Source organism: Nonomuraea sp. NPDC048882 (genome assembly GCF_040649755.1).
Lineage (GTDB): Bacteria > Actinomycetota > Actinomycetes > Streptosporangiales > Streptosporangiaceae > Nonomuraea > Nonomuraea maheshkhaliensis.
Genome location: NZ_JBEZGB010000012.1, coordinates 190,243 through 214,657 on the forward strand (window position 1 = coordinate 190,243; position 24,415 = coordinate 214,657).

At 73.5% G+C, this 24,415-nt stretch carries 27 protein-coding genes; 15 read left to right on the forward strand and 12 right to left on the reverse strand.

Annotated elements, in window-relative coordinates; genetic code table 11:
- Positions 1-74: 74 nt before the first annotated feature.
- The 3 genes from AB0C27_RS36740 (at position 75) to AB0C27_RS36750 (ending at position 2,561) form a co-directional block, all read left to right on the forward strand.
- Positions 75-533: a universal stress protein gene (locus tag AB0C27_RS36740; RefSeq protein WP_357853977.1), complete on the forward strand. Its 459-nt coding sequence runs from the start codon at positions 75-77 to the stop codon at positions 531-533.
- A 456-nt stretch (positions 534-989) separates the two neighbouring features.
- Entirely contained in the window at positions 990-1,844 is an 855-nt protein-coding gene (locus tag AB0C27_RS36745) for a PAC2 family protein (RefSeq protein ID WP_357853980.1), read from the forward strand.
- A gap of 213 nt (positions 1,845-2,057) precedes the next feature.
- Positions 2,058-2,561, forward strand: a complete 504-nt coding sequence (locus tag AB0C27_RS36750) for a TetR/AcrR family transcriptional regulator C-terminal domain-containing protein (protein ID WP_357853981.1) — start codon at positions 2,058-2,060, stop codon at positions 2,559-2,561.
- A gap of 286 nt (positions 2,562-2,847) precedes the next feature.
- Here the strand turns inward: AB0C27_RS36750 and AB0C27_RS36755 are convergent, their stop codons facing one another.
- The 3 genes from AB0C27_RS36755 to AB0C27_RS36765 form a co-directional block, all read right to left on the reverse strand.
- Positions 2,848-3,648, reverse strand: a complete 801-nt coding sequence (locus tag AB0C27_RS36755; protein ID WP_357853984.1) for a CbiX/SirB N-terminal domain-containing protein — start codon at positions 3,646-3,648, stop codon at positions 2,848-2,850.
- Positions 3,645-3,803 carry a hypothetical protein gene (locus AB0C27_RS36760; protein WP_357853987.1) on the reverse strand — a complete coding sequence of 53 codons (159 nt, stop codon included), beginning with the start codon at positions 3,801-3,803 and terminating at the stop codon, positions 3,645-3,647. The genes AB0C27_RS36755 and AB0C27_RS36760 overlap by 4 nt, the downstream gene beginning before the upstream one ends.
- Before the next feature lie 232 nt (positions 3,804-4,035).
- Positions 4,036-5,202, reverse strand: a complete 1,167-nt coding sequence (locus tag AB0C27_RS36765) for a uroporphyrinogen-III synthase (protein ID WP_357853990.1) — start codon at positions 5,200-5,202, stop codon at positions 4,036-4,038.
- Positions 5,203-5,431: 229 nt separating this feature from the next.
- Between AB0C27_RS36765 and AB0C27_RS36770 the strand changes: the two genes are divergently transcribed.
- Positions 5,432-5,917 carry a peptide deformylase gene (locus tag AB0C27_RS36770; protein WP_357853992.1) on the forward strand — a complete coding sequence of 162 codons (486 nt, stop codon included), beginning with the start codon at positions 5,432-5,434 and terminating at the stop codon, positions 5,915-5,917.
- Between the two features lie 45 nt (positions 5,918-5,962).
- Here the strand turns inward: AB0C27_RS36770 and AB0C27_RS36775 are convergent, their stop codons facing one another.
- Genes AB0C27_RS36775 through AB0C27_RS36785 form a run of 3 tightly spaced genes read right to left on the reverse strand, consistent with a single transcriptional unit; the run spans position 5,963 to position 7,767 of the window.
- Positions 5,963-6,223, reverse strand: a complete 261-nt coding sequence (locus AB0C27_RS36775) for a WhiB family transcriptional regulator (protein WP_357854503.1) — start codon at positions 6,221-6,223, stop codon at positions 5,963-5,965.
- A gap of 33 nt (positions 6,224-6,256) precedes the next feature.
- Complete coding sequence (locus AB0C27_RS36780; RefSeq protein ID WP_357853995.1) at positions 6,257-7,177, reverse strand: glycosyltransferase; 921 nt, start codon at positions 7,175-7,177, stop codon at positions 6,257-6,259.
- Positions 7,174-7,767: an HAD family hydrolase gene (locus AB0C27_RS36785; protein ID WP_357853998.1), complete on the reverse strand. Its 594-nt coding sequence runs from the start codon at positions 7,765-7,767 to the stop codon at positions 7,174-7,176. The genes AB0C27_RS36780 and AB0C27_RS36785 overlap by 4 nt, the downstream gene beginning before the upstream one ends.
- Before the next feature lie 167 nt (positions 7,768-7,934).
- Here AB0C27_RS36785 and AB0C27_RS36790 point away from each other — a divergent pair, with 167 nt between their 5' ends.
- The 9 genes from AB0C27_RS36790 to AB0C27_RS36830 all read left to right on the forward strand — a co-directional run bounded on the left by AB0C27_RS36790 (position 7,935) and on the right by AB0C27_RS36830 (position 17,382).
- Positions 7,935-9,566 carry a carbamoyltransferase C-terminal domain-containing protein gene (locus tag AB0C27_RS36790; protein WP_357854001.1) on the forward strand — a complete coding sequence of 544 codons (1,632 nt, stop codon included), beginning with the start codon at positions 7,935-7,937 and terminating at the stop codon, positions 9,564-9,566.
- Positions 9,563-10,585, forward strand: coding sequence for a glycosyltransferase (locus tag AB0C27_RS36795; protein WP_357854004.1), 1,023 nt, complete (start codon positions 9,563-9,565; stop codon positions 10,583-10,585). The genes AB0C27_RS36790 and AB0C27_RS36795 overlap by 4 nt, the downstream gene beginning before the upstream one ends.
- 197 nt (positions 10,586-10,782) lie before the next feature.
- Positions 10,783-11,802 carry a glycosyltransferase family 9 protein gene (locus AB0C27_RS36800; protein WP_357854007.1) on the forward strand — a complete coding sequence of 340 codons (1,020 nt, stop codon included), beginning with the start codon at positions 10,783-10,785 and terminating at the stop codon, positions 11,800-11,802.
- A complete protein-coding gene (locus tag AB0C27_RS36805; protein ID WP_357854010.1) occupies positions 11,799-12,989 on the forward strand; it encodes a glycosyltransferase in 1,191 nt (396 codons plus the stop codon). Before AB0C27_RS36800 ends, AB0C27_RS36805 begins: the two co-directional genes overlap by 4 nt.
- 2 nt (positions 12,990-12,991) lie before the next feature.
- Complete coding sequence (locus tag AB0C27_RS36810) at positions 12,992-13,540, forward strand: SIS domain-containing protein (RefSeq protein ID WP_357854013.1); 549 nt, start codon at positions 12,992-12,994, stop codon at positions 13,538-13,540.
- Positions 13,537-14,877 (forward strand): PfkB family carbohydrate kinase, encoded by a 1,341-nt coding sequence (locus tag AB0C27_RS36815; protein ID WP_357854016.1) that lies wholly within the window; start codon positions 13,537-13,539, stop codon positions 14,875-14,877. The genes AB0C27_RS36810 and AB0C27_RS36815 overlap by 4 nt, the downstream gene beginning before the upstream one ends.
- Positions 14,874-15,548, forward strand: coding sequence for an SDR family oxidoreductase (locus AB0C27_RS36820; protein WP_357854019.1), 675 nt, complete (start codon positions 14,874-14,876; stop codon positions 15,546-15,548). Before AB0C27_RS36815 ends, AB0C27_RS36820 begins: the two co-directional genes overlap by 4 nt.
- Positions 15,539-16,411: a glycosyltransferase family 9 protein gene (locus AB0C27_RS36825; protein WP_357854022.1), complete on the forward strand. Its 873-nt coding sequence runs from the start codon at positions 15,539-15,541 to the stop codon at positions 16,409-16,411. The genes AB0C27_RS36820 and AB0C27_RS36825 overlap by 10 nt, the downstream gene beginning before the upstream one ends.
- Complete coding sequence (locus AB0C27_RS36830) at positions 16,408-17,382, forward strand: UDP-glucuronic acid decarboxylase family protein (RefSeq protein ID WP_357854025.1); 975 nt, start codon at positions 16,408-16,410, stop codon at positions 17,380-17,382. The genes AB0C27_RS36825 and AB0C27_RS36830 overlap by 4 nt, the downstream gene beginning before the upstream one ends.
- Here AB0C27_RS36830 and AB0C27_RS36835 read toward each other — a convergent pair.
- The 6 genes from AB0C27_RS36835 to AB0C27_RS36860 all read right to left on the reverse strand — a co-directional run bounded on the left by AB0C27_RS36835 (position 17,379) and on the right by AB0C27_RS36860 (position 22,397).
- Complete coding sequence (locus tag AB0C27_RS36835) at positions 17,379-18,344, reverse strand: NAD(P)-dependent oxidoreductase (protein ID WP_357854028.1); 966 nt, start codon at positions 18,342-18,344, stop codon at positions 17,379-17,381. The two genes, AB0C27_RS36830 and AB0C27_RS36835, sit on opposite strands and share 4 nt — an antisense overlap.
- Before the next feature lie 127 nt (positions 18,345-18,471).
- On the reverse strand, positions 18,472-19,695 hold the full coding sequence (gene mshC / locus AB0C27_RS36840; protein WP_357854031.1) for a cysteine--1-D-myo-inosityl 2-amino-2-deoxy-alpha-D-glucopyranoside ligase: 1,224 nt from the start codon (positions 19,693-19,695) through the stop codon (positions 18,472-18,474).
- Positions 19,696-19,705: 10 nt separating this feature from the next.
- Entirely contained in the window at positions 19,706-20,356 is a 651-nt protein-coding gene (locus AB0C27_RS36845) for an NRDE family protein (protein ID WP_357854036.1), read from the reverse strand.
- Between the two features lie 32 nt (positions 20,357-20,388).
- Positions 20,389-21,156: an SCO1664 family protein gene (locus AB0C27_RS36850; RefSeq protein WP_346115252.1), complete on the reverse strand. Its 768-nt coding sequence runs from the start codon at positions 21,154-21,156 to the stop codon at positions 20,389-20,391.
- Positions 21,153-21,701 carry a DUF3090 domain-containing protein gene (locus tag AB0C27_RS36855; RefSeq protein WP_357854041.1) on the reverse strand — a complete coding sequence of 183 codons (549 nt, stop codon included), beginning with the start codon at positions 21,699-21,701 and terminating at the stop codon, positions 21,153-21,155. Before AB0C27_RS36855 ends, AB0C27_RS36850 begins: the two co-directional genes overlap by 4 nt.
- Before the next feature lie 9 nt (positions 21,702-21,710).
- Positions 21,711-22,397 (reverse strand): MSMEG_4193 family putative phosphomutase, encoded by a 687-nt coding sequence (locus AB0C27_RS36860; RefSeq protein ID WP_357854044.1) that lies wholly within the window; start codon positions 22,395-22,397, stop codon positions 21,711-21,713.
- Positions 22,398-22,461: 64 nt separating this feature from the next.
- Between AB0C27_RS36860 and AB0C27_RS36865 the strand changes: the two genes are divergently transcribed.
- Both AB0C27_RS36865 and AB0C27_RS36870 read left to right on the forward strand, forming a co-directional pair.
- Positions 22,462-23,409, forward strand: a complete 948-nt coding sequence (locus AB0C27_RS36865) for an aldo/keto reductase (protein ID WP_357854047.1) — start codon at positions 22,462-22,464, stop codon at positions 23,407-23,409.
- Between the two features lie 169 nt (positions 23,410-23,578).
- Positions 23,579-24,415 (forward strand): hypothetical protein, encoded by an 837-nt coding sequence (locus tag AB0C27_RS36870; RefSeq protein ID WP_357854050.1) that lies wholly within the window; start codon positions 23,579-23,581, stop codon positions 24,413-24,415.

Below are 24,415 nucleotides of genomic sequence, written 5' to 3' on the forward strand. Positions count from 1 at the left end.
GGCTGCTGCGCGGCACGATCGGGGCCGCTATTGTACGTGCTGTCAATTATGGGCGACGTCCGGCAGGAGGCTTCATGGCCTATCGCACCGTCCTCGTCGGGACCGACGGCTCGGCCTCCTCCTTCAGGGCCGTCTCCGCCGCCGCGTCCCTGGCCGCGGCGACCGGGGCCACGCTTGTGCTGGCCTGCGCGTACCTGCCCATGCGGGAGAGCGAACGGGTCGCCGCCGCTGACCGGCTCGGCGAGCTGGCGTACAAGGTGACCGGGTCCACCCCCGCCGACGACGCCCTGCGAGCCGCCCGCGAGCACGCCGTGGCGGCGGGCGCGACCGACGTCGTGCTGACGGCGGATCAGGGGGACGCGGTGGACGTGCTCATCGCCGCGGCCGCCCGGCACCGCGCCGACCTGCTCGTGGTGGGCAACCGGGGGCTCAACAGCCTGGCCGGGCGGCTGCTCGGGTCGGTGCCGTCGGCGGTGACGCATCGGGCCGCGTGCGACGTCCTCGTCGTCCACACCACCGACGGCGGCCGCTGACCATCCGGAGCCGGTGGTTGCCGTACGGGAGTTCGCGGGAAGCGTACGGGCGTTCGCGTGTCGCGAACGGCGGCGGGCCCGTGCGGCGCCCGGCGGGAGTTCGCGTGTCGCGAACGGCGCTCGGGTTTCGCGCCCGGCGGAAACCGGCGGGCGGAGGTGGCCGTCCGATGCCTCGGCGCGAAGCCGTGAGCCCGGCATGGCCCGTTCCAGCAGTCGTTTGACCTGCCGTCACGCGCCGGGCCGGTTTGCCTGGGGCCGTTCCGCGCGCGGGCCCGCGCCGGCCGGCCCGGGCGCTCCCCCGCCGCTCCTTCGCCGTTCCTTCGGCGCTCCTTCGGTGGAACGCGCGCGAACTGGGACGTCGCGGGGTGCGTGGAAGCCCGTGTTCGGGGGGAGATCGGTGACGTTGACGCCGGCTGACCGCATAGGCTTAGCGGGACGATGGAGAGGAGGCGACACGTGATTGAGCTCGAAGGGCTCCCCGAGCTCGTCGACCCGGTGCTCATTGCCGCGTTCGAGGGGTGGAACGACGCGGGCGAGGCCTCCAGCGGTGTGATCGCCCATCTCGAGTCCGTGTGGAAGGCCGAGCCGCTCATCGCGCTCGACCCTGACGACTACTACGACTTCCAGGTCACCAGGCCGGTGGTCGAGATGAACGACGGGCTGACCCAGTCGATCGTCTGGCCGACGACGCGGCTGCTGCGCGCCAGGCCCCCGGGCCTCGACCGTGATGTGGTGCTGCTGCGCGGCATCGAGCCCAACATGCGCTGGCGCTCGTTCTGCGCCGACATCATCTACATCTGCCGCGAGCTGGGCATCGAGATGGCGGTGATGCTGGGCGCGCTGCTCAACGACTCGCCCCACACCCGCCCGGTGCCGATCCTCGGCGGCGCCACCAACTCGGGGCTGGCCCGTTCGACCAATCTGGAGCTGAGCCGCTACGAGGGCCCGACGGGCATCGTGGGGGTGTTGCAGCACGCGTTCGGCCAGGCGCAGCTCGACGCGATCTCGCTGTGGGCGTCGGTGCCCCACTACGTCGCCCAGCCGCCCAACCCGAAGGCCACGCTGGCGCTGCTGCGCCGGCTGGAAGACGTGCTGGAGATCCCGATGCCGCTGGGCGACCTCGACGAGGAGGCCAGGGCGTGGGAGCGCGGCGTCGACGAGCTCGCCTCTCAGGACAGCGAAGTGGCCGAATACGTGAAGGAGCTTGAGGAGCGCAAGGACGCGGCCGAGCTGCCCGAGGCCAGCGGAGATGCGATCGCGGCCGAGTTCGAACGGTATCTGCGGCGCAGGGATCGCGACACTGACAGCTAAATTGCAGGGATTGAATCCAACAAATCTCTGTGGTTTGGGGTGATAATCGGGAACCTGTAGAAGGTTGCATCAAGTCGGGCTCCAGGTAGCCCGAGAGGTTCTCGTTCGCACGTATTGCCTGCCAACTCGACCGCGCACGTTAGGCATGCCATGGCGACATCCCACGTTGACCCCCACCAGAGGAGCCAGGACACCAGGCGGCGCATCCTCGAGATGGCCGTCTCGCTCCGGGAGGACCGCACCGGCGGCTCGGTGGATCATTTCCTCGCCCTGCTGCAGGACCGGCTTCCGCTCTGGTTGAGCATTCTTCATGATCTTTCCCATCGCAGTGGGAAAGGGTCTGTCTCCGACAATCTTCTTCCTGTCGCGCTGGCGGGGATCGACTACTACATAGACGTACAGAGTGCTGCGCTGCCCGCCTTCACCTCGCCCAATGTGACCGTCCGCTTCCGGCAGGCCATCCGCGACACCGGGCTCGGGCCGCGTACGGAGACGGCGCCGCTGGCCGCGTACCTGGCGGCCGAGCAGCGGCTGGGGCGGGTGCGAGCCGACGCCGATCCGGAGGCGAGCGCGCGGCTGCTGGTCGCGGGCTGTTTCCACCGCGCCTACATCGAGATGTTCGTCGGCGCCGACGCCGGGCCCAGCCGCGAGGCCAGCGCCCGCGAGATCGTCCGCGAACTGCGCCTCGAACCCGCCGCCGTCGAGCAGCGCGCCTGACCCGAAGGCCCTCTCTCCTGGGCACGTGCCGCCTTCTCCCGGTGCACATGGTGTGAGGTCAGCATCCTGGATGGGCGTGCTGTGGGGCCGGCCTCTTGGGGTGCACGTGGTGTGGGGTTCAGCCTTCCCGGATGCACGCGGTATGAGGCCGGCCTCCCCGGGTGCGAGCGGGACGGGGAGGCCGGGGCGCGGGGGCGAAGGCGAGACGTGCGGCGTCAAGTCTGTCGGCGAGCGGGGCGGCAAAGGTGAGGCGTGCGGCTTCAAACGTGCCGGCTGAGGTGAGGTGTCAGGCGTGCCGCCGGTGGAAGGGCTGGGGGCCTGGGGCCGTGTGGTCGCGGTGCACGGGCACGGCGTGGGGGCCGGGGATCGGGTGGTCGTGACGTGCCGGGCGAGGGACGGGAGCGGCGTGGTCGCGGCGCAGTGCCTCGTCGTAGCGGTGCCAGATCAGCGCGGCCACGTCCGGGTCCGCGCCCAGCGGATCGCTCACCAGCTCCGCGCCCGCCGAGGCCAGCCGGTCGTGGAAGAAGCCGGGGGCGAGCACGTACGAGGCGATGGCGACGCGGGCGGCCGGGGTCGAGCGGAGCCGTTCCATGGCCTCCTCGATCGAGGGTGTCCCGGCCGAGGCGAAGGCGGCGGTCACCGGGCGGGCCAGGCGGATGGCGAGCTGGTGGGCGGCGGCGCGCACGTCGGCCAGGGCGGCCGGGTCCGACGAACCGGCGGCGCCGAGCAGGACGGCGTCCGTGCCGCGCAGGCCGGCCCGGGCCAGCTTGCGGGTCAGGGCCGAGGTGAGCAGCCGGTGCGGGCCGAGCCAGCCGGCCACCACCGCGTCCGGGCGGTGCTCGGCGATGACCTCGGGCAGGTCGATGTGCACGTGGTAGCCGCCGGCCAGCAGCAGCGGCACCACGACCACCGGGCCGCGGACCACCGGCAGCACCTCCGCGAGCAGGGGCGAGCTGATCTCCAGGTAGGTGAGCTCCACCCGCTGCCCTGGCCGGGCTCTGCGGACGGTCTCGGCCAGCGCCGACAGGGTGTGCTCCCCTGCCGAGCTACGCGTCCCGTGCGCGGCCAGGACCAGTGCCGGCCTCACAGGCTCTCCCCGCCGAACGCGACCCCACCGGCCTGCGCGAGGTCGCCGCCTCCCGGACCGGTGCCGGTGGCGTGGCAGGGCCTCACCACGTGCTCCGGGAGGAGGACGGTGGCGGGTGGCAGGGGCTGGACGGGGGACATGGCGCCCCAGGACATGCTGGTCTCCTAGTGGTCGTGTCGGGAAAGCGCGGCCGGCGATCCGGCTCGTGTGAGGTGGTGTCGGAAGGAGGACTGCCGGTGATCCGGCTGGAGCGGATTGGCGTGGGAAGGGGACGGCCGGCGATCTGGGCCCGCGTGGGGTGGGGCTGGGAGACGCGGACGGTGATTCGGCACGTGCTGGACGGCGGTCCCGCCGTACGAGGACGGTGACCGGGTGCCGGGACGGCGGTCAGAGGCCCGTCTCGTACAGGCAGGCGAGCCGGTACCCGCGTTTGACCACCGTCTCGACGATCCCCCCGGGCCCGAGAGCTCGGCGGAGCCGGGTGATGGCCATCTCCACGGCGTGTTCGGCCGAGTCGCGGGCCACGCTGCCCGGCAGCACCGTACGCAGATCGGCCCTCGACACCACGTGCCCGGGCTTGTCGGCCAGGCGCTTGAGCACCGCCATCGGCGCGGGTGGCAGCGGGCGCAGCTCCCCGTCCACGACGACCGCGTGGCCGCGGATCTCCAGCCGGTGCTCGCCGGCCGTGAGCCGGGTGACGCCGTGCTCGGGCAGGTGCCTGGCCAGGGCGCGGGCGAGCGCGCCGAGCCGTGAGCGGTCGGGTTGCAGGGTGGGCACGCCGCGCGAGGTGAGCGGGTCGGCGGTGACGGGCCCCACGCAGGCGGCCACGACGGGCCCGCCGAACGCGGCCAGCAGCGCCTCCTCCAGCCCTTCCGCCCTGGCGGCGCCGAGCATGGCGTGCACGGCGGGCGCGCTGGTGAAGGCGACGGCGTCGACCGAGCCGGAGATCGTCTGGCTGATGAGGCGGCGCAGGGGCGAGATGTCGCGGTACGGGAGCCAGCGGTAGACCGGGATCTCGATCACCTCGGCCCCGGCGACCCGCAGGTCGTCCACGAACTCCTTGAGCGGTTCGCCGTGCTGCTGCACCGCGATGCGGCGCCCGCGCAGGTCCTGCTCCAGGAGGTATTCCTTGACCTCGGAGCACGATTCGGTGGCGGGGGTCCAGTGGTCGTTGAGCCCGGCGGCGCGCACCGCTCCCCTGGCCTTGGGGCCGCGGGTGAGCAGGCGGGCCTTGGACAGGTGTTCGCTGAGGTCGGCGGACAGGCCCCAGCCCTCGGCGGCGGCCATCCAGCCGCGGAAGCCGACGCCGGTGGTGACCACGACCTCGTCGAGCGGGGCCCGCAGGCTCTCGCGGGTGGCGGCGAGCAGGTCGGAGTCCTCGGCCAGGGGGACGAGGCGGATGGCGGGGGCGCTGACCACGCGGGCGCCGCGGCGTTCGAGCAGCGCGCCGAACTCCTCACGGCGTCTGGTCGCGGTCACCCCGACGGTGAAGCCCGCCAGGGCGTCGGGCGCCGTCTCCGGGGAGGAGCCGCCCTCAACAGGAGCTGCGCTCATGCCTGCACCTCCAGGTAGTCGTCGATGCCTGGCCGGGCCCCGAGCGCCCGGCCAGGCATCACAGGCGCATGTGACGCAAGTGAGATCACCCTCCGATACTCCTTTCGCGTGGTTTCACACCTGGGTCTCTTCTGTTACCGCTGTGCTACAAGGCAGGACCTTCGCGGTTGGCGGGAGGCGCGGCAGGGAAACGTTCATCGTGACGACGCCGCCGATCGGGGAGTGACGGGTGACGGTCCGGCCTATTCGCGTGTTCGACGATCCGGTGCTCCGCTCCGTGGCGGCGCCGGTGCAGGATTTCGATCGGGAGCTGAGGCTGCTGGTGAAGTCGCTGACGGCGACGATGCGGGCGGGCTCAGGCCGCGCCGGTCTGGCTGCTCCGCAGATCGGCGAGCCGGTGCGGGTGCTGGTCTACTCCTACGACGGCAAGTCGGGCCATCTGGTCAATCCGCGGCTGGAGTTGTCACAGCGACGGGTGACGGCCGATGAGGCGTGTCTGTCGGCTCCCGGCGTGTGGTGGCCACTGGAACGTTCCTACATGGTCACAGCGCGTGGCCGTGACATGTTCGGCAAGCCCACGACCGTGCGGGCGCTCGGCGTGCTGGCCAGGGTGCTGCAGCACGAGGCCGATCATCTCGACGGGGTGCTGTTCAGCGATCATCTCGAGGCGGCTGAGCGCGAACGGTTCCTGGCCGAGGCCCTGCCCGCGGTCTGACACCTCAGACGGGATAAAAGGTGCGTCTCGGCCGTGCCGGTCATGTCAGCGCCTCCGGCCGGTGACGGGCTGCGTCTGCGGGCTCATGGCGCGCCGCTGGGCCGGGTCGGTGCCGCCCCAGACGCCGTACGCCTGGTTGGTCTCCAGCGCGTACGCCAGGCACGGCTCGCGCACGGGGCACCTCCCGCACACCTGCTTGGCCCGCTCCACCTGGGAGTGGCTCGGGCCTTCCATGGAGATGGGAAAGAACAGTTCGGGATCAAGGTCGAGACAGGCCGCCCTGCGGGTCCAGCCGAGCATCGTCATCATGCTCCTCGCGCCTACCCACCGCCCCGGGCGTCATACCTCGCCGAGCAGGCGATCCCAGTCGGCCAGGAACCGGCCGAGCCCGTACCGTGACAGCGCGGCGGCCCTGGCGGCCTTGCCGGCCTGGCTCGCGCTCTCCGGATCCCGCGCATAGGCGTGCAGGGCGTCGGCGAGCACGTGCACCTTCGTGGACAGGACGCCGGCCTCGGGCGGGACGGCCTCGATCGCCTCGGTGGCGGCCAGTGCGACCACGGGCAGGCCCAGGGTCATGGCCTCGACGAGGGCCAGCCCGAGCGAGGTCCACCGGTAGGGATGCAGGTAGACGCGCCTGCGGGCGAGCTCGGCGTGCATGACGTGCTGGGGCAGGTCCTCGTGGGTCTCGTACGGGAGCCCGTCCACCTTCATCCCGAACACGTCGAGCGGCACCCGCTCGGCGAAGCGGGGCAGCAGGTCGGTGCCGGCGACCCTGGCGCGGCGTACCGGCTCGTTGACCACGACGCCCGCCCTGGGCAGCTCGCCGGTGTAGAGGTGGCCGGGGTCGGGGACGCCGTGCTCGATGACGCGGGTGGGCGCGCGGCCGTTGTCCCAGTACAGCTCGTTGAAGTGGGTGACGTGCACGAGCGTGATGTCGTCGCGGCCGGCCAGCGGGTGGCGGGTGCGGGGCACGTCGCCGGCCGGGGTGTTGTGCTCGACGTAGACGCCGGGCACGTCGCGCCCCAGCCAGTCGCGGGCCAGGTCGATCTCGTGCGGGCGCTGGTAGACGACGACGTCCACGGGTTCGTGGCGCAGCCGGTCCCAGGGCACCTCTCGGGCGCGTTCCGGCCAGTCGTACGTGGCCGCCCGCCCCCGTCCGTCGGGACCACGACCGGGGACGAGCGGCAGCAGATATTCGTGCGAACCCCTGATGAAGGCACTGGTCCACGCGCCGTGCACGTGCCAGATGAGGATCCTCACCAGCGGCTCCAGCCCATGGCCCTGGCCCAGGGCGCCGAGGCGGCCACGACGGGGCTGTCCGTGTCGTTCAGCACGCGGTCCACGACGTCGGCCAGGTCGTCGGCGACCTCGGCGGCCCGCAGGATCTCCGCTTCGAGCGTCTGCGGGGTCGGGACCAGGATGCCCCGGGCGCCCGCGGCCTTGGCGGCCTCCATGTCGCGGCCGATGTCGCCCACGACGACGCAGTCGCGCGGGCTGACGTCCAGCACGGCAGCGGCGCGGATGACCAGGCCGGGGGCGGGTTTGCGGCAGGTGCAGCCGTCGGTGTCGTCGTGCACGCAGATCGCCCACGCGTCGAACGGCCCCAGTAGCTCCTCCACCTTGGCGTTGACCTGGTCCATCTCGTCCGGTGATAGCAGGCCCTTGGCGACGCCCGACTGGTTCGTGACCACGGCCACCGCCACGTCGGCCCGGCGCAGCCTGCCCAGGGCCTCGGCCGCGCCCGGCATGGGCTCCACCAGGGCCGGATCGCCGTTGTACGGCACGTCCCTGATCAAGGTTCCGTCCCGGTCGAAGAGCACGGCGCCGGGACGTCGCTTTTCGAACACCATCCACCTCCGTCGCGTGCCGGGCAGCTACCCGGGCCCCGACCCGGCAAACAACTACCCAGAGTGACAATTTCCCGAGGCCGCGCCTGTTTTCGCACGTCAGAGGCATGGCCAGGTTTGAGGGTCGCTTCTCTCGGTAGCGGTTCCCGGCATCGGCAGCGGGAGGACCCATGAAATTTCTCGGCATCAACGCGATCTTCCACGACCCGGCCGCCGCTCTGGTGGCCGACGGGAGGATCGTCGCCGCGGCGGAGGAGGAGCGCTTCAGCCGGCGCAAGCACGGCAAGCGGCCGCTGGCGTTCTCCGCGTGGGAGCTGCCGGAGCAGGCCGCCGCGTGGTGCCTGCGGCAGGCGGGGCTCTCCCCCGAGGACATCGACGTCGTCGCCTACTCCTACGACCCGTCCCTGGTGACGGGCAGGCCGGAGGACGACTGGGAGGACCTGCGCACCAGGTACGCGGTCCGCGCGCCCGCCTTCCTCGCCACGGCGCTGCCCGGGCTGGACCCCGGCCAGGTCGCCTACGTGCCGCACCACGTGGCGCACGCCGCCTCGGCCGGGCTGGCCTCCCCCTGGCGCGACTGCGCGGTCCTGGTGTGCGACGGGCGGGGCGAGAGCGTATCGCACCTGGCGGGTGTCTACCGGGGCGGCGAGCTGGAGGTGCTGGCCGCGCAGGAGCTGCCGCACTCCCTGGGTCTCATGTACGAGGACGTCACCGAGCACCTCGGCTTCCTGCGTTCCAGCGACGAGTACAAGGTCATGGCGATGGCCTCCTACGGCGATCCCCGCCACCTGGAGGCGCTGCGCGAGGTGATCTACACGACGGGGGACGGCGGGTTCCGCGTCGAGCCGGTCGACTGGAACGTCTACGCCAAGGCGCTGCCGAGGGGCGCCGCCTGGACCTCCGACCACGCCGACCTGGCCGCCGGCGTGCAGGCCCGGCTGGAGGAGGTGCTGCTTGAGCTGGTGCGCTGGCTGTACGAGCGGACCGGCGCGCGGCGGCTGGCCCTGGCCGGCGGGGTGGCGCTCAACTGCGTGGCCAACACCAGACTGCTGGACGAGGGGCCGTTCGCGGAGGTGTGGGTGCAGCCGGCCGCCGGCGACTCCGGCACCGCGCTCGGCGGGGCGCTGCACCTGGCGCAGGCGTACGGGGAGCCGGCCGGGCCCATGCCGGGCGCGGCGCTGGGACGCGGCTTCACCGACGAGGAGCTCGGGGCGTGGCTGGACGTGGCGCGGGTGGCGCACACCCGCCCGGCCGACCTGGCCGCGGCGGTGGCTGCCGAGCTGGCCGCCGACCGGATCGTGGCCTGGTTCCAGGGCCGCTCCGAGTACGGGCCGCGGGCGCTGGGGCAGCGTTCGCTGCTGGCGCACCCGGGTCACGCGCGCAACACCGAGCGGCTGAACGACGTCAAGGGGCGTGAGCAGTTCCGGCCCGTCGCGCCGATGGTGCTGGAGTCGCGGGCCGCGGAGATCTTCGGGCGGGGGCCGGTGCCGTCGCCGTACATGCTGTTCGTCCACGACGTGCGGCCGGGCTGGGCCGAGCGCATCCCGGCGGTCGTGCACGTGGACGGGACCGCCCGCATCCAGACGATCTCGCCTCGGGAGCAGCCGCTGATGGCGCGGGTGCTGATCGAGTTCGAGGCGCGGACGGGGCTGCCGGTGGTGGTCAACACGAGCCTCAACACGGCCGGGCGGCCCATGGTGGACGATCCGCGCGACGCGCTGGAGTGCTTCGGCTCCGCGCCGGTGGACGTGCTGGTCCTGGGGCCGTACCTGGTGCGGCGCGGGGAGGTGTTCGGCGCGTGATCACCGTGGTGATCCCCACCATCGGGCGGGCCACGCTGCGCGCCACCGTGGCGGGCGTGGGGCCCGGCGTGCCGGTGATCGTGGTGGACGACCGGAAGGGCTCTTGCGCTCCGCTCGGGTTGTCTCCTTCCGTACGGGTCGTCCGGTCGGGCGGGCGGGGGCCGGCGGCGGCGCGCAACGCCGGGTGGCGGGCCGCGGGCACGCCGTGGGTGGTGTTCCTGGACGACGACGTGGTGCCCGGGCCAGGGTGGGCCGAGGCGGCCTGGAAGGACCTGGTGGACCTGCCCGACGACGTGGGCGGCAGCCAGGGCCGCATCGTGGTGCCGCTGCCCGCCGGGCGGCGGCCTGCCGACGCCGAGCGGAACACCGCCGGGCTGGCCGGGGCGCTGTGGGCGACGGCCGACATGGCCTACCGGCGCGCGGCACTGGAGGCGGCGGGCGGGTTCGACGAGCGCTTTCCCCGGGCGTACCGGGAGGACGCGGACCTGGCGCTGCGCGTGAGGCGGGCCGGGTGGCGGCTGGTGCGGGGCGGGCGGGTGAGCGAGCATCCGGTGCGGGCCGACGGGTTCTGGGCGAGCGTGCGCTTCCAGCGGGGCAACGCCGACGACGCGCTCATGCGGCGGCTGCACGGCCCCGGGTGGCGTACGGCCATCGGCGACGGCCCCGGCCGGCTCCGCACCCACGCCGCCACGACGGCGGCCGCCCTGACGGCCCTGCTCCTCACCGCCGCCGCTGCCACGCCGCCGGCCCGCGCCTTGCGGCGGCCGGTGCCGGCCGGGGAGGCGCCGGCGCAGGTCCGGCGCTGGAGGCGGTCGCACGTCGCCGCCCGGATCCTGCCCGTGCTGGCGGTGGCGGTCGGGGGTGTTTGGGCGGGGCTGACGGCGGAGTTCGCGTGGCGGCGGATCGCCCCGGGGCCGCGGACTCCGGGCGAGGTGCTGCGGATGGCCGTCACCAGTGTGCTGATCCCGCCGGTCGCCGTCGCGTACCGGCTGCGAGGGGAATGGAAGGTGCGCCGATGAGCCGCCCGGCCTCGGAGCGCAAAGCCCCTGACCCACCGGGAGGGGACAGCACCCCGAACCGCAGCACCGCACCCCAAAGCACCGTGAACCTCAGCCCCGCAACCCCGAGCGCTCCGAGCCGGAGCGCTCGAAGCCGGGCCCGGGCGGGGCGGGCGGGGCGGGATCGGGCGGGGCGGGCGGGGCGGGATCGGGGGTGTGTGCTGGTGGCGCGGCTGGACGACGCCGGGGACGTGCTGCTGGCCGGGCCGGCGGTGCGGGCCGTGCGGACGCGGGCCCGTGAGGTGGTCTTCCTGGCCGGCCCGAACGGGCGGGCCGCGGCCGAGGTGCTGCCCGGCGTGGACCGGGTGATCACCTGGGACGCCCCGTGGATCGACCACACCCCGCCACCCGTCACCCCAGAGCTGGCCGGCGCGCTCACCGCCCGGCTCGGCGGCGTGGACGAGGCGGTGCTGCTCACCTCGTTCCACCAGTCGGCGCTCCCGCTGGCGCTGCTGCTCCGGCTGGCGGGGGTGGCCAGGATCAGCGCGATCAGCAACGACTACCCGGGCTCGCTGCTCGACGTGCGCCACCAGGTGGACGAGAGCGTGGACGTGCCGGAGGCGGAGCGGATGCTGGCGGTCGCCGAGGCCGCCGGGTTCCGGCTGAGCGACGGCGACGACGGCAAACTCGCTGTTCAACGGCCATTGCCGGATATAGCTCGATTTCTCGGGCATTGGCATGAAGCCGGCGCCGAGGCCGGCGAAGGCGCGTACGTCGTGGTGCATCCGGGGACATCGGCCCCCGCCAGGACCTGGTCCGCCGACCGCCACCGGCGGACGGTCCGGGAGCTGGCGGAGGACGGGCACCGGGTCGTCGTGACCGGAACGGAACGTGACCTCACCGCCTTCGTGGCCGGCGACGTCGCCGTCGACCTGGGCGGCGTGACCACATTCGCGGAACTGGCCGCCGTGATCGAACGCGCCGGCGTGCTCGTGGCGGGCAACACCGGCCCCGCGCACCTGGCCGCGGCGGTCGGCACCCCGGTCGTGAGCCTGTTCTCCCCCGTCGTCCCGGCGGCGCGGTGGGCCCCGTACGGCGTGCCCATGGTGCTGCTGGGCGATCAGCGCGCACCCTGCCGTGGCAGCAGGGCGCGCGTCTGCCCGGTGCCCGGGCACCCGTGCCTGTCCCAAGTGACGAGTGAGCAGGTGGTCAAGGCAGTGAGGGAGCTGACGCGGTGAAGGTCGATCTCATCTCAGAGCACGCGGACCCGCTGGCGGCGATCGGCGGCGTGGACTCCGGCGGCCAGAACGTGCACGTCGCCGGGCTGGCGCTGGCCCTGGCGGATCGGGGGCACACGGTCGTCGTCCACACCCGGCGCTCGTCCGCGTCCCAGCCGGGCTCGGTGCGCCCGGCCCCGGGCGTCACGGTCGAGTACGTCACGGCGGGCCCCGCGGTGACCGTCCCCAAGGACGAGCTGCCCGCGTACATGCCGGAGTTCACCGAGCGGCTGGCCAGGAGCTGGGCCGCCCGGCCGCCGGACGTGGCGCACGCGCACTTCTGGATGAGCGGCCAGGCGGCACTGCGGGCGGCGGGCGGCGGGATCCCGGTGGTGCAGACGTTCCACGCGCTCGGCACGGTCAAGCGCCGCTGGCAGGGCGAGGCCGACACGAGCCCGGCGCACCGGATCGAGACGGAGCGCGAGATCGGCCTGTGCGCCGACGCCGTGCTGGCCACGTGCGGGGACGAGGTGCGCGAGCTGTGCGCGATGGGCGTCCCCGAGCACCGGATCGCGGTGGTGCCGTGCGGGGTGGACCTGGAGGCGTTCCGCCCGGAGGGGCCGGTGGCGCCGCGTACGGAACGGCCGCTCGTGCTCAGCATCGGCCGGATGGTGCCGCGCAAGGGCGTGGACACCGTGCTGCGGGCGATGCGCCGGCTCCCCGGCGCCGACCTGGTGATCGCCGGTGGCGGCCACGGCGACGACGAGTCCGTCCGGCTGCGCGAGCTGGCCGACGGCTACGGGATGGGCGAGCGCGTGCACGTCATCGGCAGCGTGCCGCGCACGCACGTGCCCGCGCTGATGCGCTCGGCCGACGTGGTGGTGTCGGTGCCCTGGTACGAGCCGTTCGGCATGGTGCCGGTGGAGGCCATGGCGTGCGGCGTTCCTGTCGTGGCCTCGGCGGTCGGCGGTCACCTCGACACGGTCGCGGGAGCCGGCGTGCTGGTGCCGCCGCGCCGGCCACGCGCCCTGGCCAGGGCGCTGCAGGAGGTGCTCGGCGACGCCGGCCGGCGGGCCGAACTTGGTGCGGCGGGGGCCCGCCGGGCCCGCGAACGCTACGGCTGGCCACGGGTGGCGGAACTCACCGAGGCCGTGTACACGCGGGTCATCGAAGGCAAGGTCGGCCAGCTGGCGGCCCTGGGGGGTTGAGCATGGATGCCCATCTGGAGAAGCTCTGGAACACCCTGGAGAAGGTCGACGACCACGCGGTCGCCGTCCGGGCCTGGGGTGGCCGGCTGGCCGGGGTGCTGGCCGCCGGCGGCAGGCTGCTGGCCTGCGGCAACGGCGGCTCCGCGGCCGAGGCCCAGCACCTGACGGCCGAGCTGGTCGGCAGGTTCCGGCAGGACCGGCGCCCGTACGCGGCGATCCCGCTGCACGCGGACGGCTCGTCGCTGACGGCGATCGCGAACGACTTCGGCGCCGACGAGGTCTACGCCCGCCAGGTGCTCGCGCACGGGCGTGACGGCGACGTGCTGATCTGCCTGTCCACCAGCGGCGGCAGCCCGAACGTGCTGGCCGCGGCCAGAGCGGCCCGGGGGGCCGGGATGACGGCGTGGGGCATGACGGGGCCGGGGCCGAACCCGCTGTCGGAGCTGTGCGACGAGGCCGTCGCCGTGCCCGCCGCGGAGACCGCCACGGTCCAGGAGGTGCACCTGGCGCTGATCCACCTGCTGTGCGACGCGGTGGAGGCGGCGCTGTGAGCGACGGGCCGCTCGTCGTCATCGGCGACGCCGTGCTCGACGTGGACGTCGAGGGCGATGCCGCCCGGCTGTGCCCCGACGCGCCCGTGCCGGTGGTGGCGGTGTCGGCGGAGCGGGCCCGTCCCGGCGGGGCCGGTCTGGCGGCGCTGCTGGCCGCCAGGGACGGCGCCGGTGTCGTGCTGATCACCGCGCTCGGCGACGACGCCGACGGCCACCGGCTGTGCGGGCTGCTGTCGCAGGAGCTCGACCTGGTCGGGCTGGCGCTGCGCGGCGGCACCGTGCGCAAGACGAGGGTCAGGTCGGGCGGCCAGACGCTGGTCAGGCTGGACACCGGCGACGGCAGGGCGGCGCGGTGTGCGCCCACCCCGCGGGCGGCCGAGGCCATCGCGGCGGCCGGCGCGGTGCTGGTCTCCGACTACGGCAGGGGCGTGGCCGGGATGGCCCGCGAGCTGCTGCGCGACACCGATGTGCCGGTGGTGTGGGACCCGCATCCGCTCGGCGAGCGGCCGGTGCCGGGCTGCGCGCTGCTGACGCCGAGCGAGGCGGAGGCCAGGGCGTGGTGCCGGTCCGGCTACCACGGCCCCGATCAGGCGGCCCGCCACCTGGTACGGGAGCTGCGGGCCGGGGCGGTGGCCGTCACGACCGGCGAGCGCGGTGCCGCGCTGGCCGTGGGGGACGGCGCGCCGACCCGGGTGCCGTCCCCGCTGCGGGCGCGCGGCCGGGACGCCTGCGGCGCGGGCGACCGCCTGGCCGGCGCCGTGGCGCTGGCGCTGCTGGCCGGCGCCGGCGTCGAGGAGGCGGTCACGACCGGCGTGGCCGAGGCGTCGCGCTTCGTCGAGCGCGGCGGGGCGGCGTCCGTACGGGTGCGGGAGCAGCGGCTCGGCGACCGGCCGCGCACGGCGCTGGAGGTGGCCGGGCTCACCCGGGCACTCGGCGGCCGGCTGATCGCCACCGGCGGCTGCTTCGACCTGCTGCACGCCGGTCACGTGAGCCTGCTGCGCCGGGCCAGGGCGCTGGGCGACGCGCTCGTCGTCTGCGTCAACTCCGACGACTCCGTACGCCGGCTGAAGGGCCCGGCCAGGCCCGTCGTGGACGTGCACGACCGGGTCGAGGTGCTGCGGGCCCTGGGCTGCGTGGACGCCGTGGCGGTGTTCGACGAGGACACCCCCGCGGCCGTCATCGAGCAGTTGCGGCCCGACGTGTGGGTGAAGGGCGGCGACTACGAGGGGGAGGCGCTGCCCGAGTCCGAGGTCCTCGGCAGGCTCGGCGCGGAGATCGTCGTGCTGAGCACGCTGCCGGGGCGTTCGACAAGCAATCTGATCAGGGAGATCCGATGAACGTATTGATCACCGGGGGCGCGTCCGGGCTCGGCCTGGCCACGGCCGAGGCCGTGGAGAAGGAGGGCTGGAAGGCGCTCGTCGTGGACGTGCGCGAGCCCGACCAGCGCTTCGAGCACGTGACGGCGGATCTGGCCGATCGCGGGCAGGCCGAGCGGGCGGTGCGCGAGCTGGCCGAGCGGGCCGGCGGCCTGGACGCCGTCGTGACGGCGGCCGGCATCGACGCGTGCGGGCGGCTGGAGGACGTGCCTGCCGCCGACTGGGAGCGGGTGATCCAGGTGAACCTGCTGGGCACGGCCGCGGTCGTCCGGGCGGCGCTGCCGTACCTGAAGCACACCCGCGGCAAGGTCGTCACCTGCGCCTCGACGCTGGGGCTGCGGCCGCTCAGCGACGCCTCGGCGTACTCGGCCTCGAAGTTCGGCGTCGTCGGCTTCACCAGGGGGCTGGCCATCGAGACGCGCGGGGAGATCGGGGTGACCCTGCTGATCCCCGGCGGCATGCGGACGAGCTTCTTCGACGGCCGTCCTGAACAGTACAAACCGGGTCCTGAGGCCGGGCTGAACGATCCGGCGCACGTGGCCCAAGCCGTGGTGTTCGCGCTGCGGCAGCCGGCGGGTTGCGAGGTGAGAGAGCTCGTGGTCTGCCCGTCCACGGAGACGTCATGGCCCTAGAGCTGCTGGCGCTGCGCGGGCTCGGCCTGGGCGACCTGCTCACGGCCGTGCCCGCCCTGCGGGCCCTGCGCCAGGCCTTTCCCGGGCACCGCATCACGCTGGCCGCCCCGCGCGCGCTGGGCGCCCTGCTGCCGCTGACCGGCGCGGTGGACGACCAGGTGGACGTGTCGGGGCCCGGCCCGGTGCCGTTCGAGCGGCCGGACATCGCGGTCAACCTGCACGGGAAGGGGCCGCAGAGCATCGAGGCGCTGCGGCGTACCGATCCGGGGCGGCTGATCGGCTTCGGCACCGGGCCGCCGTGGCAGGACGGCGTGCACGAGGTGCGGCGCTGGTGCGGCCTGCTGGAGTGGTACGGCATCCCCGCCGACCCGGCGGACCTGACGCTGGGTGTCTCCGACCGTACGGGGCCCGCGATCGTGCATCCGGGCGCCGCGTACCCGGCGCGGCGCTGGCCTCCCGAGCGGTTCGCCGAGGTGGCCGCGGCGCTGGACGACGTGGTCGTCACCGGGAACGAGGCGGAGGTGCCGCTGGCCGCGAAGGTGGCCGAGCTGGCCGGGCTGCCGCCCGAGCGGATGCTGGCCGGGCGCACCCGCCTGGCCGACCTGATCGACCTGGTCAGCAGGTCGAGGCTGGTGGTCTGCGGCGACACCGGCGTGGCCCACTTGGCGACGGCCTTCTGCGTGCCGTCGGTGGTGCTGTTCGGCCCGGTCTCCCCCGCTTTGTGGGGGCCGCCGCCGGGCTGGCGTCATGTGCCGCTGTGGGCGGGCAGGACGGGTGATCCGCACGGGGAGCGGGTGGACCCGGGCCTGTTGAAGATCGAGGTATCTGAAGTGGTCGAGGCTGCCTTGGAGGTCACGTCATGAGGGCTCTGGTCACCGGAGGCGCCGGGTTCCTCGGCTCCTATCTGTGCGAGCGGCTGCTGGAGGAGGGTGCGGAGGTCGTCTGCATGGACAGCTTCCTCACCGGCGGGCCGCGCAACGTCGAGCATCTGCTGGAACGGCCGGAGTTCCGGCTCATCGAGTGCGACCTGACGGGGTACGTGCACGTCCCCGGCCGGCTCGACCTCGTCCTGCACTTCGCCTCGGCCGCCTCGCCGGCCGACTATCTGCGCTATCCGATCGAGACCCTGCGGGTGGGCAGCGTCGGCACGCTGCACGCGCTGGGGCTGGCCAGGGAGAAGGGCGCCAGGTTCGTGCTGGCCTCGACCAGCGAGGTGTACGGCGACCCGCTGGAGCACCCGCAGAAGGAGACGTACTGGGGCAACGTCAACCCGGTCGGCCCGCGCAGCGTGTACGACGAGGCCAAGCGCTTCGCCGAGTCGCTGACCACGGCCTACCGTCAGTCGCGCGGCACCGACACGGGGATCGTGCGCATCTTCAACACCTACGGCCCGCGCATGCGCCCGTACGACGGCCGGGCCATCCCGACGTTCATCCGCCAGGCGCTGACCGGCGAGCCGATCACGATCACCGGGGACGGCTCGCAGACGCGGTCGATCTGCTTCGTCGAGGACACCGTCGCGGGGATCCTGGCCATGGCCCGCAGCGACTTCGCCGGTCCGGTCAACATCGGCAGCCCGGACGAGCTGACCATGCTGGAGCTGGCCACGCTGATCAGGGATCTGACGGGGTCGTCGTCGGAGCTCAGGTTCGTCGACAGGCCCGTGGACGATCCCAAGGTCAGGCGGCCGGACACCGCGCTGGCGGCCGAGCGGCTCGGCTGGCGGGCGCAGGTGCCCGCCGCCGAGGGGCTGCGGCTGACGATCGAGTGGTTCGCGAGCGAGCTGGGCGCCGTCCGGCGGCTCGAACCGGTGGAACGGGTCGAGGTCGTCTAGCGCTCGTTGCCGGCGCGCAGCCAGGCGAGGTAGTCGGCGACCCCGCGCTCGGTGTCGTACGCGGGCTCGAACCCGGTGTCGGCACGCAGCCGGGTGGTGTCGAGCCAGGTGCGGCCCCCGGCCGGGCCGCGGCCCTCGGGGAGGTCGATGTCGGCGCCGGGGACGAGTTTCCTGATCGCCGCGGCGACCTCCCCGTTGGTGGTCAGGCGGCCCGAGGCCACGTTGTAGGTGGGGTGCCGCAGCCGCTCGGCCGTCTGGAGCAGGGCGAGGGCGCGGCCGCAGTCCTTGACGTAGCACAGGTCGATGCCGTCGTCCGCGTGGGCCGTGCCCCCGATCACCGACAGGTCGGGCGCGGTGCCGCGGGCGGCGGCGTGGACGAGCTGGGGCGCGGCGAAGAACGGCGACGGGTTGTGCCCGAGCGGGCCCCAGATGGCACCGATGCGGTAGCTGACGGTCTCCAGGTCGAGGACCTGGCGCAGGTGGTCGGCCAGCAGTTCGGCGATCTTCTTGAAGCCGGGGATGGGGTGGGGCGCGGTCATCGCCAGCGGCTGGTCCTCGGCCAGCGGGCCCTCATCGACGCCGGCGCCGCCGTACACGCCGATGGTGCTGGCCAGGCCGAGGCGGCGCACCTGCCACTCCTGGGCGGCCCGGTAGACGTTGAGCAGGTTCTTGATCGCCCGCTCCGCCCCCTCCAGCGGCTCGTGCCCGCCGGGCGGCCAGGGCATGGAGCCGGCCAGGTGCAGGATGCCGGTGATCTTGTGGCGGTCGCCGACGGCGAGCAGCGCGCGCTCGTCGTGGAGGTCGGCCCGCTCGACGAACAGCCGCTCGCCGGCCTCGGCCGCGAAGGCGGCGGGGATCTCGGCGGGGCGGCGCTGGACGAGCACGCAGGACTCGCCCATGTCGAGCAGGGCGCGGGTGGTGGCCGTGCCGATGAAGCCCAGCCCTCCGGTGATGAGGATCATTGTCAGCCCTTCAAATCATCAGTGACGCTGACAATCAGGCTAGCACGGCAGAACCGGCTCTCGCGCCAAGGCCGTCCCAAAAGAAAAGGCCCGGCCGTCTCCGGCCGGGCCCCGCGGGGGTGATGAGTCAGAGTGCGACGCCGAGCAAGGCGTCGGTGAGGTCCTTGACCAGGGCGGGGGCGGCGGAGTCGGCGCCGCCTTCGGTGAGGGCGCGCTCGGCCCAGGCGTCGATCGCGGCCAGCGCGCCCGGCGAGTCGAGGTCGTCGGCCAGCCGCGCGCGGACCGTCGCCAGCGGCTCCTCGGCCGGCGGCCCCGACGCCAGGGCGGCGGCCGAGCGCCACCGGGCCAGCCTGCGCTCGGCCTCGGTCATCAGCTCCGGCACGTATTCCCAGTCGGCGCGGTAGTGGTGGGCCAGCAGCACGAGCCTGATCGCCATCGGGTCGTGCTCGCGCCGCAGCCGGGAGACGAAGACGAGGTTGCCCTTCGACTTCGACATCTTCTCGCCGTCGAGTGCCACCATGCCGGCGTGGGTGTAGAACTTCGCGAACGGCCACTCGCCGGTCGCGGCGTGCCCCTCGGAGGCGCCGCACTCGTGGTGCGGGAAGATCAGGTCGGAGCCGCCGCCGGCCACGTCGTAGCCGGGGCCCAGGTGGTCGAGGGCGATCGTGGTGCACTCGATGTGCCAGCCGGGGCGGCCCCGGCCCAGCGAGGAGTCCCAGGCGGGCTCCCCCGGCCGCTCGGCGCGCCACAACAGCCAGTCGAGCGGGTCGCGCTTGCCGGGCCGCTCGGGGTCGCCGCCGCGCTCGGCGAACAGGGCGGTCATCTCCGCCTCGTCGTAGCCGGACACCTGGCCGAACTTGGGGGCGTCGGCCACGCTGAAGTAGATGTCGCCGTCGAGGTCGTAGGTGACGCCCTTGGCGCTCAGCTGGGAGATCAGGTCCGCCACCCGGCCGACGACCTCGGTGACGCCGACGTATTCGCGCGGCGGCAGGATGCGCAGCGCCTCCATGTCGCCGCGGAACAGCTCGATCTCGCGCTCGGCCAATTCCTGCCAGTCGATGCCGGTCTGCTCCGCCCGTTCCAGCAGCGGATCGTCCACGTCCGTGGCGTTCTGCGTGTAGTGCACCTCGTGGCCGGCATCACGCCAGACGCGGCCGACGAGGTCGAAGGCGTGGTAGGTGTTGGCGTGGCCGAGGTGGGTGGCGTCGTAGGGGGTGATGCCGCAGACGTACATCCTGGCGGTGGGACCGGGATCGGTCTGCCGCACCTGCTTGGCGGAGGTGTCGTAGAGACTCAGCGGAATGCTCTCACCTGGGAGCTTTGGAACGTTCTGGGCAGACCACGATCTCATGCCTTTGAGCCTATCCGTCCCGATCGGCGGTCAGGTCGGTGAAGTCGTACGTGACCTCGCGGGGGTCGATCGCGACCTCCATCACCGACAGGGAGGCGAAGAGCCGGCCGTCGGGCAGCTCGTGCCGGATGATGAGCGCGCCGCGGTCGTCGGACGGCTCCTCCTTGATCAGCTCGCGCCAGTCGTCGCTGTCGCGGAAGCGGGGCAGGTAGGCGCGGACCCGCTCGCTCTCGGCGTCCAGGCCCGAGTTGACGACCATGCTGGTGCCGGCGGGCAGGTCGGAGCGGACCGCCCGCTCGCCGTCCCAGCTGAGCAGCCGCACCCGGGTCAGGCCGGCGAGCACCAGGTGGAAGGGGTCGTAGCGGGTCAGGTCGCCTTCTGGCAGCTCTCCGGTGTACGCGGCCTTCAGCGCCAGGTCGCCCCGCGAGACCTTGGTCGTCTCCTCGGCCGCCTTGCCGTGCCCGTTGAGCAGCGCCGCCGCACGGCGGGCCGCCGGATGCACGGCCAGCCAGGTGCCGCCCGCCTTGAGGTCGCGCCCGCCGATCACGCCCGGGTAGTCGGGCCAGTGTTCGCCCGGCCCTTCCCACGGCCGATCGGCGAACTCGTCCCGCACGCCCATGAGCGTCAGCCGGGGCCCGGTCTTCACGATCAGCGTGCACATGGTCAAAGGGTATTAAACGGGTTTGACCTACCTCAGATGGGGGGCCAGGGTATGGCCGGCCACCCCTCCGACGGGTAGGGGTGCACGCCGGTGTCGAGCAGCCGCCTCACCCGGTGCCAGGTGGCCTCGACCTCGGCCAGCGTCAGCAGCTCGCGCAGCCTGCGCCCCAGGGAGCCGGACTCCAGGTCGCGCTCCAGCTTGGCCAGCACCGCCACCGCCTCGCGGGCCAGCGGCTTGCCGCGCCACTGCCACAGCACCGTGCGGAGTTTGTCTTCCGCGGAGAAGCAGACCCCGTGGTCGACCCCGTAGACGTGGCCGGTGGGCAGCGGCAGCAGGTGGCCCCCCTTGCGGTCGGCGTTGTTGACCACCGCGTCGAACACCGCCATCCGGCGCACCACCGGATTGCGGCTCTTGACCAGCCGCATGAGGTCGATCTCGCGCTCGGTGTCGATCCACAGCTGGCACATGCCCGGCCCGAACGGCCCGTCGCGGTAGACCGTGGGCGGCACGATGCGCCAGCCGGTGGCCTGCGAGACCTCGAAGGCGGCCACCTCGCGGGCGGCGAGGGTGCCGTCGGGGAAGTCCCACAGGGGGCGCTCGCCGCGTACGGGCTTGTAGACGCAGGCGGCCGAGCGCGCGCCCAGCTTGACCGAGCAGTAGAGCGTCATGTTGGTCGCCTCGACCAGGCGGCCCGCGACCTCGATGCTCCCGTCGCGGAGCAGCGTCAGCGCCTCCTCGTCCCGCATCAGCTGCGGCTGCTGGGAGTGCTTGACGGCCGGTTCGCTCTCCGGAGCGGTCATGAAGCCGCCTCACCCCCGCGGTAGCCGTTGAGACGGACGCAGACGTGCCCGGCGGCGTCGAGCGGCTGCCCGCACAGAGGGCACGGTGGTCGGCCCGCCGCGACGATCTGCAGGGCTCGCTGGGTGAAGGCCCGCGCCGCGCCCGCGCTGATGCGCACGCGCAGCACCGCGGGATCGGCCCGTTCGAGATCGTCTTCGTCGACGGCCTCCTGCGCCTCGATCACCACTTGCGACTTCTCGGCGTCCCAGGTCAGCGCCATGGTGCCGACGCGGAAGTCCTCCGCGAGCGGCGCGTCGAGAGGCGCGTCGTCGGCCAGGTCGGCCGGGGCCAGCGCCGGCACCTGGGCGGTGCCCCCGCTGAGCCGCAGCACCTCGTCGAGCAGCTCGTCCAGCCTGCCCGCGAGTGCGGCCACCTGCAGTTTCTCCAGCGCCACCGTGGTCAGTCTGCCCTCGGCCCTGGCCTGCAGATAGAAGATCCGTGCGCCTGGTTGCCCCAAGGCACCGGCGACGAATCTCTCTGGTGGGTCGTAGTCGAAGACCGGCATAGCCTGACCTTACGTGGTTCCGGGCCCGCCGCCGACGGCGGCATCGCTCCCGGTGATGTTTTCTCCCCCGTCTTTCTCCTCCGAATCCTCAGGAAGCCTCAAATCCCCCATGTCGTTAAGCCTGAGAAGAAAGGGGCGCAAGGGGGCGTAGCGAATGACGGTGAGGGCCGCCGGATCAGCCGTTATGCGCTGAAACTGATCGAGATGGAGGCCCAGGGCGTCCGCGACGATCGCCTTGATCACGTCGCCGTGGCTGCAGACCAGGTAGACACCCTTACTCCCGAGGCGCTGATTCCACTCCCTGACCGCCGCCACGGCCCGGTGCTGCATCACGGCCAGCGGCTCCCCCTCGGGGAACGTCGCCGCGCTCGGATGGGCCTGCACGACCTGCCACAGCGGCTCCTCGGCCAGTTCCTTCAGCGGCCGGCCGGTCCACGTGCCGTAGCCGCACTCGATGAAACGTTCGTCGATCGAGACGTCCGTGCCGCGTCCTTCCGCGACCGCTTGCGCCGTTTCCCGGCAGCGCTCGAGCGGGCTGGAGACAATGGCGTCGAGCCTGACGCTCGCGACGCGCCCGGCGAGCGCGGCGGCCTGCGCCCTTCCCGCCTCGCTCAGATGCACCCCCGGGGTACGGCCGGCCAGCACCGGCCCGGTGAGGTCCGTCAGCCCGTGCCGGGCCAGAAGCAGCGTGGTCATCACGTAAGTGTCGCAGGCGTCGATCACAACGTTTCATCGGCCTGGACGGTAACCTGGCGGGATCATGGAGCAGCGCTATGTCGGCCTGAGCGGCCTGTCGGTGTCCCGGGTGGGGCTCGGCACGATGACCTGGGGGCGTGACACCGACGCGGACGAGGCCGCCGCCCAGCTCCGCACGTTCCTCGACGCGGGCGGCAACCTGGTCGACACGGCCGACGTCTACACCGGCGGCGACGCCGAGCGGCTGCTCGGCCGGATGTTGCGCGACTCCGTGCCGCGCTCGGAGCTGGTGATCTCCACCAAGGCCGTGGTGACGCCCAACGGCCGGCGCCCGCGCGACGCCTCCAGGCGCCATCTCATCGCCGCGGTGGACGACTCGCTCAACCGCCTCGGGCTCGACTACGTCGACCTGTGGCAGCTGCACACCTACGACGCCGAGGTGCCCCTGGAGGAGACCCTGGCCGCGCTCGACGCGATCGTCTCCTCCGGCCGGGCCGTCTACGCGGGCGTGTGCGACTACGCCGGCTGGCAGCTGGCCGCCGCCTCCGTCACCCAGAAGATGATCCCCGGCCGCATCCCGATCACCGCGGCCCAGGCCGAATACTCGCTGCTGGCCCGCGAGCCCGAGCGCGAGCTGCTGCCCGCCGCGGCCCACCTGGGCGTCGGCGTGCTGGCCTGGTCGCCGCTCGGGCGCGGGGTGCTGACCGGCAAATACCGCACCGGCATCCCCGCCGACTCGCGCGCCGCGACCCCGCACTTCGCCGACTTCGTCCGCCCCTATCTGGACGAACGGTCGCGCCGGGTCGTCGAGTCCGTCATGACCGCCGCCGACGGCCTCGGCGTGTCACCGCTGGCGGTGGCCCTGTCCTGGGTACGCGACCAGCCGGGCATCGCCTCGGCCATCGTCGGGGCCCGTACGCACGCGCAGCTCAAAGGCATCCTCCCCGCGGAGGACGTGGTGCTGCCGATAGAGATCCGAGAGGCCCTCGATGACGTGTCGTCCCTCGACTGACCGGCCGTGCCCCCAGGGCCCCCAGGGCTCTCAGGCGGCCGCCGGGGAACGAGAGACCTTCTCGCGTATCACTAGTCGGTACCGAATCGCAACGTTACCCGCGAAAAGCCTGCGTCTGAGGTCCGATGTCCATAAAGATTTCCTCCAGAAGCGACGCAGGAGGGGACGGATGGGGAGCAGGACCGCGATCTCGGCTGGAGTTCTCGCGGTGGCGCTGGCGGCCGTCCCGGTCGCGGCGCCTGCCGCCTCTGCCGCGGCCCAGGACTGCACGCGCGACGGGGGCCTGCTCGCCGGGGTGACCAACACGCTGTGCGACGTCGTGGGCGCGGTCACCGGCACCGTCGACACGCTCACCGGCGGCGCGACACAGCCGCTCACCGACGGGCTGGACAAGACCACCGACGAGGTGCTCGGCCGCGTGGGCCAGGCTGTCCCCACCACCCGGTCCACCCCCGACGAGCCGGCCACGCCGACCTCGACGCCGCGGCCCAGGTCCGGCCGGACGGCCGATCCCGACGGCTCCGGGCAGGACTGCCTGCCGGTGCTGGCCTGCGCCAACCAGCAGGGCGTCGAACGGCTCACGCCCACGCCTCAGCCGTCGGCCGGGCACAAGCGGCGGCCCCGCCAGGGGGCGGCCACCGCCACGGCGACCGCCTCGGCCCCGGCCCAGCCGCGGGTCACCCGCCCGCAGAGCCCGCCGCCGCAGGCGACCGCCAGGCCCACGCCGAAGCAGGTGACGGCCCACGCCGAAGAGCCCCGGGTGGACCTGCTGTGGCCCAACCCGTTCTCGCACGAGCTCGCGGTGCCGATGCAGGATCAGCGGGTCGTGCGGCCCAGCCCGCCCGCCTCCGACGTGCTGGGGACGGTGCTGACGATCGCGTTGCTGGGCTCGGCGGTGCTGGCCACGCGGATCGTGCAGCAGCGGCGGCACCGTACGGAGCCCACGGAGTCGATCCCGTTCGAGCCGGCGCGGGCCGGCTCGAACGGACGCCACCGGCTGGCCTGA

What these genes read in the sequence shown, in the direction of transcription:
- AB0C27_RS36740 (WP_357853977.1), top strand. Translation starts at nt 75, where the DNA reads ATGGCCTATCGCACCGTCCTCGTCGGGACCGACGGCTCGGCCTCCTCC.
- AB0C27_RS36750 (WP_357853981.1), top strand. Translation starts at nt 2,058, where the DNA reads ATGGCCGTCTCGCTCCGGGAGGACCGCACCGGCGGCTCGGTGGATCAT.
- AB0C27_RS36760 (WP_357853987.1), bottom strand. Translation starts at nt 3,803, where the DNA reads ATGTCCTGGGGCGCCATGTCCCCCGTCCAGCCCCTGCCACCCGCCACC.
- AB0C27_RS36765 (WP_357853990.1), bottom strand. Translation starts at nt 5,202, where the DNA reads ATGAGCGCAGCTCCTGTTGAGGGCGGCTCCTCCCCGGAGACGGCGCCC.
- AB0C27_RS36775 (WP_357854503.1), bottom strand. Translation starts at nt 6,223, where the DNA reads ATGACGATGCTCGGCTGGACCCGCAGGGCGGCCTGTCTCGACCTTGAT.
- AB0C27_RS36785 (WP_357853998.1), bottom strand. Translation starts at nt 7,767, where the DNA reads ATGGTGTTCGAAAAGCGACGTCCCGGCGCCGTGCTCTTCGACCGGGAC.
- AB0C27_RS36790 (WP_357854001.1), top strand. Translation starts at nt 7,935, where the DNA reads ATGAAATTTCTCGGCATCAACGCGATCTTCCACGACCCGGCCGCCGCT.
- AB0C27_RS36810 (WP_357854013.1), top strand. Translation starts at nt 12,992, where the DNA reads ATGGATGCCCATCTGGAGAAGCTCTGGAACACCCTGGAGAAGGTCGAC.
- AB0C27_RS36820 (WP_357854019.1), top strand. Translation starts at nt 14,874, where the DNA reads ATGAACGTATTGATCACCGGGGGCGCGTCCGGGCTCGGCCTGGCCACG.
- AB0C27_RS36825 (WP_357854022.1), top strand. Translation starts at nt 15,539, where the DNA reads ATGGCCCTAGAGCTGCTGGCGCTGCGCGGGCTCGGCCTGGGCGACCTG.
- AB0C27_RS36830 (WP_357854025.1), top strand. Translation starts at nt 16,408, where the DNA reads ATGAGGGCTCTGGTCACCGGAGGCGCCGGGTTCCTCGGCTCCTATCTG.
- AB0C27_RS36835 (WP_357854028.1), bottom strand. Translation starts at nt 18,344, where the DNA reads ATGATCCTCATCACCGGAGGGCTGGGCTTCATCGGCACGGCCACCACC.
- mshC (WP_357854031.1), bottom strand. Translation starts at nt 19,695, where the DNA reads ATGAGATCGTGGTCTGCCCAGAACGTTCCAAAGCTCCCAGGTGAGAGC.
- AB0C27_RS36845 (WP_357854036.1), bottom strand. Translation starts at nt 20,356, where the DNA reads ATGTGCACGCTGATCGTGAAGACCGGGCCCCGGCTGACGCTCATGGGC.
- AB0C27_RS36850 (WP_346115252.1), bottom strand. Translation starts at nt 21,156, where the DNA reads ATGACCGCTCCGGAGAGCGAACCGGCCGTCAAGCACTCCCAGCAGCCG.
- AB0C27_RS36855 (WP_357854041.1), bottom strand. Translation starts at nt 21,701, where the DNA reads ATGCCGGTCTTCGACTACGACCCACCAGAGAGATTCGTCGCCGGTGCC.
- AB0C27_RS36860 (WP_357854044.1), bottom strand. Translation starts at nt 22,397, where the DNA reads ATGACCACGCTGCTTCTGGCCCGGCACGGGCTGACGGACCTCACCGGG.
- AB0C27_RS36865 (WP_357854047.1), top strand. Translation starts at nt 22,462, where the DNA reads ATGGAGCAGCGCTATGTCGGCCTGAGCGGCCTGTCGGTGTCCCGGGTG.
- AB0C27_RS36870 (WP_357854050.1), top strand. Translation starts at nt 23,579, where the DNA reads ATGGGGAGCAGGACCGCGATCTCGGCTGGAGTTCTCGCGGTGGCGCTG.